We start from the raw sequence: 13648 nt of genomic DNA, 5'->3' as shown, positions 1-13648 counted from the left end.
GGACCAACATGAAACGAATTCTCGTCGCGCTTATCACGCTCGCATCGTCCGTCGCATTTGCTGCGACAACCGTACCCATCCAACTGCTCAATCCGACTGGATCGAGCAGCGGACAGGCGATCGTCTCTATAGGTGCTTCGTCTGCGCCGGTATGGGGAAGCGTCGGCGCCGGTGCGATCGCCGGCACGACACAATACGACGTAGCGGTAGGGACTGGCTCCGGTCTCGGGTTTATTAGTCCTGGTACCTCGGGTTACGTATTTGGGTCGAACGGCACAAGTGCATATCCTTCGTTTCAATCATTGACGTCTCTCGGGATTGCCACGGCCGGGGCCAACGCGAACATCACGTCGCTCACTGGCCTGACGACTCCGCTTGGAACATGGGGCGGGGGCCTGGGCGCGAATAACAGTTCGGCGAATGGCGTCCCAGTGTTCTCAAGCGGCACGGCCACCGTCACGGCGACGACGGGCACAGGTGCGCCAGTGCTTGCCACGTCGCCGACGATAACGACGCCCGCAATCGTTGGCCCGACGAACGGAACGGCAGCAGCGGCGGGCAACGTCGGCGAGGTGATTTGCGCACAGGTCACGAACGGGGGCTCGCCGACAGGCTGCGCGACGAATTCGAGCACGCCGGTGTCACTGACGACGAGCGGCAATACGTACAACGTCACATCAATCATGCTGACGCCTGGCAATTGGCTCGTCTGGGGACAGGTTCTAACCATTCCCGCTGGCACTACTACGCAAAGTTCAGTAGCTGGCGGCATCAATTCAACAAGCGCCTCATTTACGGGCGTCGCTGCGGAATTCGTACTGCCGTTCTCTGCGGGCGCCGGCCAAGCCGTAGGCGGTGCGCTTCACCCGATGCCGATCCGAGTTACGACGAACACGACCTATTACCTTGTCGTTAATGCTGCGTTCGCGGTGTCGACCAACACAGCGATCGGCTATATCGCCGCGCAACGAACGAACTGAATGAGTGGGGTATCAATGACCGACCTGCACAAGACCGTGGAAGACCACTCGATCCGTATTGCCTTGCTCGAACAGGCGAAAGAAGAACACGCCGAGTCAATCAAGGGCTTGCAGGAAAGCGAGAAGGCGATCCTTGAGCGCTTGGCGATGACAGCAACCAAGGACGACATGATGGGGCTGCGTGGGCACTTTGACGGTGCGATCAATGGCGTCCTAAAAGACGCCATCAACGCGGTGCCGCAGCACGCAGCCAATTCGACGGCTCGACGTGCAAATGTCTGGTTCGCGCTGGCCGGCATTGGTAGTCTCGGCGCGCTCGCCGTGATGATCTTCGAGCATTGGAAATGAACGGCACGCTCGGTCAGCGCGCAGCGGATCTCGCAGCGAAACACATTGGAAGCTGGGCATTTCTGATCGCATTCAATATCTTCGTTACGTCGTGGTGTGTGGTCAATGCACTCCTTGGCGGCCGGGCCTTCGATCCCTATCCGTTCATCCTGCTTAACTTGGTCTTTTCCTGGCTGGCTGGCGTCCAAGCGCCGGTCATCATGATCTCGCAGAACCGCCAGGAGGAAGTCGGCCGAGAGACGCAACTCGCCATCCTGCGGCTACTACAAGCCCAGCAGCACGTCATCCAGCAGCAGGGCGAGCACATCGGCGCAACAAACGATCTGCTCGGCCAGGTCGAGAAGGCTTTGGCGAACATCGAAAAGCTCGCCAAATCGCAAGGTGTGATGCTCGAGCAAATCCTCGAAGAGGTCGAAGATGAATCTGACGCTGCTTGAAGCGGAATTGCGCCGCGATGAGAACGTGCGCTATTTGCCCTACTTGGATACCGCGGAACCGCCGAGACGCACGATCGGTGCGGGCCACAACATGGATGCGGCACCGTTGCCGACGGAGTGGACGTTTCCGCTCACAGATGCACAGGTCAATCAGCTACTCGCCCAGGACATTGCGAAAGCGTGCGCGGGCCTCGATCACTTCTTGCCGTGGTGGCGAAGTCTCGACGACGTGCGATCGCGCGTGCTGGCAAACATGGCGTTCAACATGGGTATCGGCAAGCTCCTGACCTTCCGCAACACCCTCACGGACATGAAGCTTGGGTTCTATGCCGCAGCCGCGAACGGCATGCGCTCTTCGCTTTGGGCGCGGCAGGTTGGCGCTCGCGCGCAACGTCTCGCGCGTGCAATGGAGACTGGCGTCATGCCCGATGAGCCAATTGCCGATTAACACTTTCCGTTTCAACACAAGTCCGGCCGCGCGCCGGTTTTTTTCGTTTACGGCCATGACCACAGCACAAGACACGCACGAAACGCATCGGACTCTCACCGAGGACGTCTTCTATCCCGGTCACGAACCGCGCACCGAGTCCGCCATCTTTCGCGCCAGCAAGCACGAAATGAAGGCCGAGGGCGGCTACGTGTGCGCCATTTGCGGCGACGAAGAGAAGGTCGAGTCACACCACCGATTTTTCGAATGGGCCTACAGCCACGCGATCGATTGGCGGTGGATCAAGGATGTTGCGACGAACAAGACCGACGTCATGTTCTCGCACAAGCTTCAGCGCATCGCGCCCATTCCGAAGAAGCACCCCGTGTGGGACTTGATTCGCCTCACGCAGGGCTTCGACTGGTCGGCGTTCGACCCTTGCAAGCCGGAGACGTTCGTCGATTCCGTCTTCAACCAGCTTCCGCTCTGCGAGCTTCACCACCGCGGCAAGGACCACGGTCGACACGAGGAGAGCGATCCAGTCTGGAACGTTCAGGCGTTCCTCATCCCGGGCTTCGTCTACTCCCCTGACGAGCTCAAAGCACTTCACCAGGAGCATGCATGAACCAAGCGAATAGCCTCACCACGGGCGGCATCACTATCAGCGCGGCCACGCTCGAGCCGGCCGTCAGTTGGGCGCTCACGGCGATCACCCATGCGCCGGTACCCGAGAGCGTCTCCGTGCTCGTCACGGGGCTTCTGGGTGCCGCAGTGCATGCAGCGGTGAGCTACGTCAACGCGCGATTCGGCGCCAAGCCGGTCGCTCAGCAGTAAGCCATTCGCCGCGTTCGCGGCTTCTCTCTAGTCTCAACTCCCGAAGGTTCTCACCATGAAGATGCTGCGTATCGCGGCAGGGGTAGCCCTGGCCGCTTGCTTTGCCTTGTTCGCCGGCTGCGCTACCAACGGCCCGGTCAAACTCATCCCGCCCAAGCAACTGGTCACCGATTTCTGTCCGATCGTCAATGCGGATCTGAAGGTCCTGGCCGCGTCGCCGCTGCTCAACGCGACCCAGCAACAGTTGCTGAACGGGATTCCGGGAGACGTCGCCCATCCCGGCATCATCGCCATCAACAAAGCGGTCTGCGCGGCCGGCGCGACGATCGACGCGACCGACCTTCAGACGCTCAACAACACGGCGTTTCCCGCGCTCATCGGCCTCGTCTCCGCACTTCCGATGCTGCCGAATCAGCCGGCCATCCTGCTCGGCCTGACGCTCGCACAGCCGATCCTCAATCAGGTGGCCGCACAGATCTTGCCGACGGAGCCGGCTGCTGCCTCGGCTCCCGTTGCCGCGTCGAGCCCGCAATGAAGGCCAAGATCGTCCGCGACAGCGCCGGGCTGTTTTACGGGATTCAGTACCGCTGCCCTTGTGACGACGAGGGTTGCGGGCTGACTACCCTCCCGGTGAACTGGAGGCCGGCCGGCGAATCTGCCGAGTCGCCTCACCAAGCTGGCCACCCCCATTGGTCGTTCAACGGCGATTTCGAGAAACCTGTATTTGGCCCGAGCGTGCTTAACACGTGGTCGGAGTGGCAGGGGCATGGCAAGCCGGGCAAGCCACATGTCTGCCATTCCTTCATAGGCTGCAACGGTGCTCAGCCCGGGCAGATCATCCTTTTGGGTGACTGTACCCACGGTCTTAAAGGGCAAACGGTCGATCTGCCGGAGATCGAACCATGATCGACTGGCAAGCGGCGGCGCTGGCGGCGGCGCGCGCGAACGCTGCCTACGTGATCGACGAGAGGGGGTCGAAAGCGGCGTTCGAAGCGCTCGGCGATGTCTGGATCGGCCAGTACGCTAATAGCTCGCATCAGGCCGTCCTATCGGTCGATCCGGCTGGCGAAACGCACCTTTCGATCAGTGGCACCCGGGCGAGCGCCTTCAAGGTGATGGATGTACTGGCCGACATGTCGCTTGATGCGGTCGCGGTCGACGGTGGCAACGTCACGGCGGGCGTATACGAGGGCATGCAACAGCTGTGGGAGTGGGTGCTTCAAGTCGTGCCGGCCGGCGACGTCGTGCATGTGGCGGGCCACTCGCTCGGCGGCAGCCGTACCCATCTGACGCCGCTCTTCCTGCCGGCGGCACAGATCGGCCAATTGCATAGCTTCGAGGCGCCTAAGTTCGCTGACGCCGCCTTCTATGCTGCGCACGCGGTCGCTCTCAGCGACATGGTGTGCGTCGTCAACGGAGCCGACCTATGGGCATCTTGGCCGTGGAAGGAGGGTCCGTTGAAGGATCTGCGCTGGCAGGCGCGGCCCGGGGTTCCGCACGTTTGGCTGAAAGACGACCGCGGTACGTTCTCAATCATCCCCGCGTCGCAATGGCCCGAAGGCGACGATCCTCTCGACCACGATATGTCACGCGTACAAGTGCGCGTTGACGCGATAGCCGCATCGGCCGTCAAGCCAGCCGCTTAGGCGCCGGGGGCGCGCCGACCCTCGTCGAGCACTCGGCGCCCCATTTCGTAGTTGCGGCGCCACTGCGCAAGCATCGCCTCCAATTCCCTCTGCTCTCTCGACGCGAACCCGTCAACGATCCACGCAACGACGAAGCACGGCACCGCGAAGACAGCCGTCATTACCATGATCGGAAATAGATGTCCGCCGGGCCCCTGATCTCCGATTCCGATGATGCCAAGCGCCACGATCAGCACGCCGATCGCTCGAATGACAATCACGATCCTGCGGGCCCCTTCGCTCGTTCTCATCTCACACCTCCGTTGATTGCCGTAGGGCTGAGCCTACTCAAACCACAGCGGGTACGGCTCGTCGCTGCGGTCGGTTACTGCGGGCGTAGAATCGACTGCCGTCGGTCGAGCAACCCACAGCGCGCGGACCAAAAGGCCAACGCAAAACGCGGCGATGCAAAGAAGTAGCGTCACGGTAAGACTGAAATTCATGGCCGTCCTCACGTCGAACGAGCCCTCATGCCGTCGGTTAGGTTCCCGAATCCCAGAAAAATAAGAAGGGGGCATGCAAGGGGGCATCAGTTAGTTTAAAAAATCAAACGAACCAAGCCCAACAAGCATCAGAGGCGAAAATGTGACGGGCACCCGGCCCACCAATTGAAAAGTTCCAGGGAAGCCCAGAGGGCACTCGGTCTTCTGGGGCGACTTGCCACCGCCTCACAGTAGCACAGCGGAGAACCCGCTTCAGCCTTCGCTCTTTCGCCAGTTCAAGACCGGACTAGAGTGAAGTTGACCCGCGAAAACGGACACCTATTCTTTTTGAAGAGGAGGTGCCGTTATGGGCAAGCATCGGAAGGCGTACCCGGCGGAGTTCCGGGCGCAGATGGTGGAGTTGGTGAAGGCGGGACGTACGCCTGAGGAATTGGCGCGCGAGTTCGAGCCGACGGCGCAAAGCATCATCAACTGGGTCGTGCAGGCCGATCGCGATTCGGGCGTGCGCCAGGACGGACTGACGACGGCCGAGCGGCAGGAATTGGCGCGGCTGCGTCGTAAGGTGCGCCAACTCGAGATGGAGCGCGACATACTCTCTCACGCGGCTGCCTGGTTCGCTCGGGAGACGGGGGCCGTACCGCCGAAGGGTACGGATTCATGAAAGCGAACCGGGCCCGCTGGCCCATTGCCACGATGGCGCGGCTGCTGCGAGTCTCCACCAGCGGCTACTACGCGTGGCTCGTGCGGGAACCCTCGAGGCAGGCATGCAGCGATGCGCAGTTGCTCTCGCGCATTCGCATGCTGCACGCCAGTTCGCGCGGCACCTATGGCGCGCCGCGTATCCATGCCCAGCTCAAACGCGAAGGCGTGCATGTCGGGCGCAAGCGCGTCGCGCGACTCATGCGTCTGGCCGGCCTGTGCGGGGCTAGTCGCAGGCAATGGAAATGCACTACGCGACAACGCGCGGGAGCACGGCGTGCCCCTGATCTGGTGCGTCGCCACTTCAGCGCCGCAGCGCCGAACGTGCTGTGGGTTGCAGACGCCACCTACATTCCAACCGGCGAGGGATTCCTGTATCTGGCCGTCGTGCTCGATGTGTTCAGCCGCCGCATCGTAGGCTGGGCAATGTCCAATCATCTGTACACGGAACTGATGCTGCGTGCGCTCGATATGGCGCTCGCGCAACGTCGAGCTCGCGGGGTCATTCTGCATTCCGATCAGGGCTGCCAATATACGTCGATTGCCTTCGGACGGCGCTGTCGTGAAGCCTGTGTGCAGCCTTCGATGGGTACGGCTGGCGACTGTTACGACAACGCGATGTGCGAATCCTTCTTCGGCACGCTCGAATCGGAACTGCTTATGCGCGAGCACTTCGATACGCACGAACAGGCGCGAGGACGTTTGTTCTGGTTCCTCGAGGGCTGGTACAACCTGCGCCGCCTGCACAGCAGCATCGGCTACCACTCGCCGCTCGAGTTCGAAGACGAGCACACAAAAAACGAAATCATGTCCCCGTGCGGGTTGCCCACCGCCGGGCGTCGTCGTGGTCGTGACAGGCGACCCGCCGCCCGTCCGTGGACAACCCGCGACTTACCGCTTAACGGAGGTTAAATCACATATCGATCGCTACTGCAAATCCGTCCGTAGAAGCGGGTCAACTTCAGAGCGTGCCAAGCAACTTATTGGCAACGTCTTTGAATACGCCGAATGCCTCCTTGAAGGGTGGCTTGTGCTGGCCATAAATCAACGGGGTGAGCTTGTCGGTATACTCGCCGATCGTTTGGGCATCGGACTCTATCTCGCCGAGCGCGGTCTTCATGCATGTTGCGGGATCGTCGACGAATGCCTTGTGCTTCGGAAACTCGATTCGATCAAAATCGACGAGATCCTTGAAGTGAGCGACTGCCCGATCAGCGGCGCCGGGGTCGACAGCCACGATGCGCCAGGTGTCGTAGATATGGCGCACCAACGCTTTGTCCCAGTCCTCGCGCACCTTTGCCCGGTGTTCGGCAAAGCGGCGCAGAAACGAGAGGACTTTTTCTGCCAGTGTCTCCTCTACGGAAACACATTGCATGGCGAAGGGCTCGCCAGCCTGATCAGCCAGTCGATCGATCAGATAGCCGAGCTGATGCTCGGACATCTCGAAGACGGGGGCGCGTACCGTGAACTCGACACTCAGGTGGGTGCGCAGGCTCTGATGTGGCCCGTAAACCGACGAATACATCCAGCTGCTCGCGAAATACCGGTTGGCATTTCTGGCACGAGCCTCTTCCGGAATCTCCTGGAAAGCCAGCTCCATCAGCGTTGCGGTCACCTTCCCTTTCAACGCGGAAAAGTGCCTTTTTAACGCGCTGTCGCTGAGGCCGTGCGCGGGAGACAGCACAATCTTGAGGTCGACATCCTCCGACATGCGCTCAATGATGCCGTGCGCTTTGGAGAGACTCGTCCCGCCACAGAAGACCAAGTTGACATGCTCGTGAGAGATGGCCGACAACGCACGTAAAGCGTCAGTGACATGAATGTCCTTCTCGAGAATGGCTGCGGACAGCCCGTCGACGTCTTCTTCAGCGAGTAGGGCGTCGATCAACTCCCGTTGGTCGGTCGTAATTGTTCTCATATTCAATGGTCTTTGGTCCGAAGCCCAGCTTGCGCGAGATGCGCCGATTCCCGGTATTGATTACCACGCCGGCGGCGATCTGCGTCGTCGTGCCCGCGTTATATTCGGCAGTCTGACGACGTGGATATACTTTCACGCCAAGCTTTTTCAGTGCTTCTGGTGCCAGGAACTCGACCGGCTCGACCGGGATCGGCTTCCCGCTCAACACGCTGCGCTTCGCCTTGGCGTAGACGCCTACCCCGATTTTAACCACTGCGCCTTCATCGACCAGATCGCGCAGCGCACGGCTCAGTTGGGCCTCGCTGCCCAAGTCCAAGAAATCGGCCCGCAGGAAGACATTTGTCCTTTTCCGGCCGAGCGCCTTTCTCAATTTGTCTCGTAGGGTCATGACGACCTCCGTCAAACATCAATCGCAATTCTAACCGATTGATTCTACGATGAAAATACGTCACGCGACGCTCACCGGCCAAGCTGATCCAGTATAGCCTTTGTGGACGTCTTCGCCTGCTCCACGGCCGTCAAAAGATGAGGGCGAGACGCTACAGGCGGCACAGGGTGCATGAGCACGCACCCCCACCCGGGTTGACCGGCAGACGGAGGCTGTCCTGAAAATGTGGGCCGTGAGTTCGCGATCTGGACAATTAGGTGTCGACGAGCCGCATGCGCCACGAATAGGCCAACTTGTTCCATTTTGTTCCGGTTCCCCTTGGGGGGTAGATTTGGGGGTAACCGCGCGTAATCGAATCCGAAGCTACCCGCGGGGCGGGCCTGCTCGACCTGAATGTGAATCCCACCCGGCCACCAACTGAAGGGCCCTAGGAAGTTCTAGAACGTGTCGACAACGCACGCGTGCTTCCCGGGCGGGGGAGCCATCTCGTTCGGCTATTGAGATTTGTTTGCCAACAACCTCATTGCAATCCTCATCTGCTCATTTTCCAACGCCGGCGCAAAGGCATCCAAGTCGTCGTTCGACATGCCGACCGGCGCTGATTTCGCAATTGCTTTCCAGTTGAGAATCGCCGTACATACTTCGGTGAGTACGCGCATGGCATCGGCCTCGGACAGCCAGAAGTAAGAGGCCGTGCGCACAATGTCCTTGATCGAATCAACCGGCCCCGAGTCGGCGGTGAGCCATAGCTTGAGTTCCGGGTCCTTGTCTGGAAAGGGGTTGATGTCGAAGGCTGGCGCGAGGCGCCATTGGCCATGCTCCACATGCAGAAAGCCGTGATTCTGGACGTGATCGTCAACGTTCGTGATGAGCAGGTTGAATGCGAGTCGACGCCATAGTTCCTCTAGGTCGCTTGCCGGGTTCGCGCAACGCGTTTTAATGACGTCGGCGATCTGGGTATAGGCGTGATCGTCGGCTCGCGACGCTTGCAGCATTGAGCCTGCGGAGAGGTACGGAATGCGTCCGCCGCCCTTCGCACGGTCGAATCGGCGCACGACCGCGACCGGAACGTCGTCCGACATAACAATCCTTGAATCGGCGACTGTGATGCCGGCAGCGGCGGCCAGGTGGAGGGCCAGCACTTCACCGCGTGTGACGCTGCGATCGTCCTTGACGCTCGGGAACTTGCCGATGGCTAAGTGTCCGTCCTGATCGAGTATCGTGCACTTGGGTCGCATCCCGCCTAGCGACGTACCGCGGCCTCGCAGGTATTTCAGGTCGGCTTCCGTTTCCTTGTTCATCTCCACCGCACGGGTAGCGCTGAGTAGCTGCGCGAGTTCAAGTAGCGGCGGTGTCCCGCGACATCCGTCCTCGCCGGCACGCAAGAAGTTGCCCGATGCGTCGAGTAGACGGAGCGCGCCGATACGGCTTCTGTCGTCGACGCCGAGCAGGTAATCCATCTCGGTCAGCGCGGCGCTAGACGCGGGGTTGCCAGCGGTATGAGCCGCTTTGCGCCGCTTCGCGTGGTCGCGCGCGATCACGCGGCAGCCCCAGCCATCAGGTTCGGTGTCCGCGAACGCGAAGTGAAAAATCGAATCTTCCTTTGAGGGTGCCTTGCGGAACTGGTGTCCCTCGACGAGCGCGAGATCGGGCGACAACTCGAAGCGGTCCGCCGCCGCTAGCCAAGCGGTGTCGTAAGCAAACGCGGTGAATTCGCGTCCGCCGTCTTTGCTGTAGGTAAGGGTGCCGACGGATCGTCCGGCCTCGCCTAGGGCTACCTTGACGGTTTGTTTTGCCGCCGATTTGCTCATAAGGCTCCCGAATCCGGCTTGATTCGCTTCTTTCGCACGCGCTGAGGCAGTTGCTCGTTCATGAGCGAAAGGCCGATGTCGTCGGACGCCGTGTCGAGCAATCGGGTGATTTTATCGAGCTCTCCTAGAACGAAGAACGCTTGAACGATAGTCCCAAGCGAGATCCCGGAGTCGCCGCGCTCCATCCGACGCACGGTGGCCTCGGATACGCGCAGCCGTTCGGCCATCGATGCTTGAGTTAGACGGCGGCGGCGACGCGCCAATGCCAGGTCCGCACCGAGCTTTTGCACGGCGCGCGTAACCGGGGCTGGGAGCGATTCGGTCGAACTTTTACCAGACATATTTGACCTCTAAAACGCGATAAGGTCACTTATTCGACTGCTATCAGATCCTATCGGGAATCCGCAGCATTCTCCCGCAGGTCAGGGGCAGCTGTCAACTTGCTAGAAAATTAATCGAACATATATGGATGTTTATCCCATATATACATCCATAAATGGCTGCTTATGGATGCATGTAGCGACTGGCGCCGACGCGCATGAACCAGCCGGGGAGCAAGGAGGTGGGCAGACTCATAAACCGTCTCCTAAAGGGGCGCCGTGGGTTCGAATCCCACTCGGCCCACCATCCGAAGAGTTCCGGTAAGGTCCAGAGGGTCCGGTTGGGGCATTCGGTGACGACTGCACCCGTCGAGGGCCGAGGCGGGCTAGCGAGCATATTTTTCGAACCCATCGCATCCCTGCGGTCCGAGGCCGTTAAACAACTCGCTGGCCACCCCTCAGCCAGAACCCAGCGCTACTCAGATTTGCGCCGGTATCCTTATCGAGCTCGGGCATGCCCAACTCGCACCCGAGTCGTTGACCGGTACGACCACGCCATTGGTCCCTAGAGACGATTTCACGCTGCTGTGACGGCCGACTTGCAACTCGCCGTTGGTGACGGAAAACGTCGATCCGCCGATGATGCTGCTGTTCGTGATGGCGATCCCGGTGTTGCCCGATGCCGGCACGCCCAGCAAGCTATTCGGCAGGCCGATGATTTCGCCCTGCGTACCTGCGCCCGTCGCGATTACATTATCGATGCTGACGTTCGCGATCAGCGGCAGATTTCCACCCGTGCCCGAGGTATAGGTATACGTGAACAGGAACGGCTCTTGAACGCCGATCATGCACGTATTGCGATAGATGACGCCGTTCGTGGCGCCGCTGTCTTTTGCCGTTTGATCGGTCTTGATTCGATAACCGTAGTCCGTACCGCTGAACTGAACGTTCTCGACCGTCACCTGCGAGACGCCTGGATCGCCAAGTGTATGTCCGGCCGCTTCCTGGCCGCCGATCGAGATGCCGTGACCGCCGCCGACCACGCAGTTGCTAATGTTGACGCCGGTAGTCGCCGCTTGGCCGGCATTGGATTTAATCGCGATGTCGTCATCGCCGGTATCGAGCAAGCAATTTTTGATCGTTGCGACGTTCGTGCCGATGATGTCGATAGCGTCCGTATTCGGCGCGAGATTCTTGCCGCTCGAATTGCGATTTGGGTTCGCATAGATCCAGACGCCGTCGATCGTCACGTTCTTCGAGCCCGATTCGATAACGAGTTGTTCCTTCGGCGAATTACGAATGATCAATGCGTTGCCGGTGTCGTTCGATGCGGTGGGGAATGCCACAATCGATTGCGGCTTGCCCGTATCCGTGAAGTTGGCGCCGACCTGAATGTTCGAGCCGGTAATGGCAATCAGTTTCGGGCGGGCCGTATTGCTCTTGCCCACCGCACTCGGCCAGTAGGCCTGTCCATCGCCGTCGATCGCGCCGGAGCCGGTAATGGTCACATTGGAGACCTTGCTGCCGGCGAGCATCGCGCTATCCGACGGTTGCGACGGCGATCCCTTTAACGTGAATCCCTTCTCGAGCTTGAGGACGATATTGCTCGCCAGGTTCACGCTCGTGATGACCGCCGTCGATACGCCGTTGTTCGCGGTGAGATCAACCAGGCCAGGGCTGCTAGCGGACCCCGTGCACTGATTGATCGCCGCTTGGAGGTTTGCGGTGTTTTGGGTCGACGACGAACTCCATTGAGGGGTGCAGGGGGCCGCATGGGTCGAGGAGCACATTAGTAGAAGAGCGGTCGACAAACCCGTCTCGAGTGCGATCACGATGGTTCTTTTTGTTTTCATCAGCATCTCCTTTCGTAGTAGAGAGGGAATCTACACAGCGCACAACTCTCCAATGCATTTCGCGGTTTCGGATGGATCAAGCGGGCCGCAACTCGACGCGCTCGATGTTCTTGACGATCACGAGATAGCTGAACACGGTCACGATCGCATTGATGCCGACAAAGGCCAGCGCACCGTTGAACGAGCCTTGCGTTGCCACGAGGTAACCGATCACGATGGGCGTGACGATGCCCGCGATGTTGCCGAACATATTGAACAGGGAGCCCGACAAACCGATGGCCTCCTTCGGCGCGGTATCGGCAATCACGGCCCAGCCTAGCGCGCCCAATCCCTTGCCGAAAAACGCGATGGACATGAGCGCGACGACGATCCAGTCGCTGTTCACGTAGTTGCAGCCGATGATGCACGACGACAGCATCATGCCGCCGACGATCGGGACCTTGCGAGCCACCGTCAAAGAACGGCCGGCGCGGATCAACGCGTCCGACGCCACGCCGCCTAAGACGCCGCCTAAAAATCCGCAAACGGCCGGCAGCGAAGCAATGAGACCGGCCTGTAGGATCGTCATGTGCCGAGCCTGCACGAGGTAGAGCGGAAACCAGGTGAGGAAGAAGTACGTCAGCACGTTGATGCAGTACTGAGCGAGATAGACGCCGAGCAACATCCGGTTACCAAGCAACTGGCGAACGACAGCCCAACTCGCCCCCTTGCGTGCGGCGGGCGTCGCCGGCCAGTGGCTCCCCGCGAGCCCGCCGCCTTGCACGATGTGTTCGAGCTCCTCGCGATTCACGCGCGGATGATCGGCCGGATTCATCATGGCCTTCAACCAAACACACCCGATTACGAGACCGCCCACGCCCATAACGACGTACACCCGATGCCATCCGTAGACGTGGGTGATCCATGCCATCAGCGGCGTGAACACTACTGCCGCGAAATACTGCGCCGAATTGAAGAACGCCGACGCCGTCCCGCGCTCGTGGGCCGGAAACCACATGGCGACCACCTTTGCGTTGGCCGGGAACGCCGGTGCCTCGGCCGCACCCATGGCGAAACGCAGCACAAAGAGCGCGGCTATCGCGGCGCCCACGCTGCCGAGCAAGCCTATCGCGCTTTGCAACAACGTGAAGATCGACCACAACACGATACTTCCTGCATAGACGCGGCGCGCGCCGAAACGGTCGAGTAACCAGCCGGCCGGCACCTGCGCGAGTACATACGCCCAACTGAAGGCCGAGAAGATGTACCCCATGCGGATAGCGTCGAGACCGAACTGCGCCCGGATGGCCGAACCGGTGACCGACAGCGTCGCCCGATCGGCGTAATTGAGCGTCGTGATAACGAAAATCAACGCGAGGATGAAGTAGCGGACCTTCGTTCGCCTCGCGACTTCTGCCGGGGCTGCGGTACGGCTCAAAGACATGTTGACGGACCTGTATTAGACGAATCGCGGTTCCGGGATGTGCGTTGTTGCCTGACATCACGTAAATTTGTAAGATCGGATC

16 protein-coding genes and 1 pseudogene are annotated in these 13648 nt (G+C 60.3%); 10 read left to right on the top strand and 7 right to left on the bottom strand.

Annotated features, from left to right (window positions below):
* Positions 1–8 precede the first annotated feature (8 nt).
* The 9 genes from AB1286_RS29865 to AB1286_RS29825 are packed head-to-tail and all read left to right on the top strand — an operon-like array spanning position 9 to position 4672.
* Positions 9–980 (top strand): hypothetical protein, encoded by a 972-nt coding sequence (locus AB1286_RS29865; RefSeq protein WP_430366799.1) that lies wholly within the window; start codon positions 9–11, stop codon positions 978–980.
* A gap of 15 nt (positions 981–995) precedes the next feature.
* Positions 996–1328 carry a hypothetical protein gene (locus AB1286_RS29860; protein ID WP_430366798.1) on the top strand — a complete coding sequence of 111 codons (333 nt, stop codon included), beginning with the start codon at positions 996–998 and terminating at the stop codon, positions 1326–1328.
* Positions 1325–1765, top strand: a complete 441-nt coding sequence (locus AB1286_RS29855) for a DUF1003 domain-containing protein (RefSeq protein ID WP_430366797.1) — start codon at positions 1325–1327, stop codon at positions 1763–1765. The genes AB1286_RS29860 and AB1286_RS29855 overlap by 4 nt, the downstream gene beginning before the upstream one ends.
* Positions 1746–2213 (top strand): glycoside hydrolase family protein, encoded by a 468-nt coding sequence (locus tag AB1286_RS29850; RefSeq protein ID WP_430366796.1) that lies wholly within the window; start codon positions 1746–1748, stop codon positions 2211–2213. Before AB1286_RS29855 ends, AB1286_RS29850 begins: the two co-directional genes overlap by 20 nt.
* A gap of 55 nt (positions 2214–2268) precedes the next feature.
* Positions 2269–2817 (top strand): hypothetical protein, encoded by a 549-nt coding sequence (locus AB1286_RS29845; RefSeq protein WP_430366795.1) that lies wholly within the window; start codon positions 2269–2271, stop codon positions 2815–2817.
* Entirely contained in the window at positions 2814–3026 is a 213-nt protein-coding gene (locus AB1286_RS29840; protein WP_430366794.1) for a hypothetical protein, read from the top strand. Before AB1286_RS29845 ends, AB1286_RS29840 begins: the two co-directional genes overlap by 4 nt.
* A gap of 55 nt (positions 3027–3081) precedes the next feature.
* Positions 3082–3561 carry a hypothetical protein gene (locus AB1286_RS29835; protein WP_430366793.1) on the top strand — a complete coding sequence of 160 codons (480 nt, stop codon included), beginning with the start codon at positions 3082–3084 and terminating at the stop codon, positions 3559–3561.
* Positions 3558–3932: a hypothetical protein gene (locus tag AB1286_RS29830; RefSeq protein WP_430366792.1), complete on the top strand. Its 375-nt coding sequence runs from the start codon at positions 3558–3560 to the stop codon at positions 3930–3932. The genes AB1286_RS29835 and AB1286_RS29830 overlap by 4 nt, the downstream gene beginning before the upstream one ends.
* Positions 3929–4672 carry a lipase family protein gene (locus AB1286_RS29825; protein ID WP_430366791.1) on the top strand — a complete coding sequence of 248 codons (744 nt, stop codon included), beginning with the start codon at positions 3929–3931 and terminating at the stop codon, positions 4670–4672. The genes AB1286_RS29830 and AB1286_RS29825 overlap by 4 nt, the downstream gene beginning before the upstream one ends.
* On the opposite strand, the gene AB1286_RS29820 is transcribed toward AB1286_RS29825, so the two are convergent.
* Positions 4669–4962 (bottom strand): hypothetical protein, encoded by a 294-nt coding sequence (locus tag AB1286_RS29820; protein ID WP_430366790.1) that lies wholly within the window; start codon positions 4960–4962, stop codon positions 4669–4671. The genes AB1286_RS29825 and AB1286_RS29820 overlap by 4 nt on opposite strands.
* Before the next feature lie 538 nt (positions 4963–5500).
* On the opposite strand from AB1286_RS29820, the pseudogene AB1286_RS29815 reads away from it, so the two are divergent.
* Positions 5501–6645: pseudogene (locus AB1286_RS29815) on the top strand (IS3 family transposase); the annotation flags it as partial.
* Positions 6646–6814: 169 nt separating this feature from the next.
* On the opposite strand, the gene AB1286_RS29810 reads toward AB1286_RS29815, so the two are convergent.
* The 6 genes from AB1286_RS29810 to AB1286_RS29785 all read right to left on the bottom strand — a co-directional run bounded on the left by AB1286_RS29810 (position 6815) and on the right by AB1286_RS29785 (position 13566).
* The gene (locus AB1286_RS29810) at positions 6815–7771 is read right to left on the bottom strand and encodes a nucleotidyl transferase AbiEii/AbiGii toxin family protein (protein ID WP_430366789.1); all 957 of its coding nucleotides are present in this window, start codon (positions 7769–7771) and stop codon (positions 6815–6817) included.
* Positions 7719–8159 (bottom strand): DUF6088 family protein, encoded by a 441-nt coding sequence (locus AB1286_RS29805; protein WP_430366788.1) that lies wholly within the window; start codon positions 8157–8159, stop codon positions 7719–7721. The genes AB1286_RS29810 and AB1286_RS29805 overlap by 53 nt, the downstream gene beginning before the upstream one ends.
* Positions 8160–8653: 494 nt before the next feature.
* The gene (locus AB1286_RS29800) at positions 8654–9817 is read right to left on the bottom strand and encodes a type II toxin-antitoxin system HipA family toxin (RefSeq protein ID WP_430366787.1); all 1164 of its coding nucleotides are present in this window, start codon (positions 9815–9817) and stop codon (positions 8654–8656) included.
* A gap of 149 nt (positions 9818–9966) precedes the next feature.
* Complete coding sequence (locus AB1286_RS29795) at positions 9967–10311, bottom strand: helix-turn-helix domain-containing protein (protein WP_430366786.1); 345 nt, start codon at positions 10309–10311, stop codon at positions 9967–9969.
* Positions 10312–10769: 458 nt separating this feature from the next.
* Positions 10770–12080, bottom strand: coding sequence for a glycoside hydrolase family 28 protein (locus AB1286_RS29790; protein ID WP_430367360.1), 1311 nt, complete (start codon positions 12078–12080; stop codon positions 10770–10772).
* 139 nt (positions 12081–12219) lie between these two features.
* On the bottom strand, positions 12220–13566 hold the full coding sequence (locus tag AB1286_RS29785) for an MFS transporter (protein WP_430366785.1): 1347 nt from the start codon (positions 13564–13566) through the stop codon (positions 12220–12222).
* Positions 13567–13648: the final 82 nt, after the last annotated feature.

The organism is Trinickia sp. NRRL B-1857 (genome assembly GCF_050470685.1).
Taxonomy (GTDB): domain Bacteria; phylum Pseudomonadota; class Gammaproteobacteria; order Burkholderiales; family Burkholderiaceae; genus Trinickia.
Note: the sequence above shows the minus strand (reverse complement) of the source record. Positions and strands in the feature narration are given on the sequence as shown.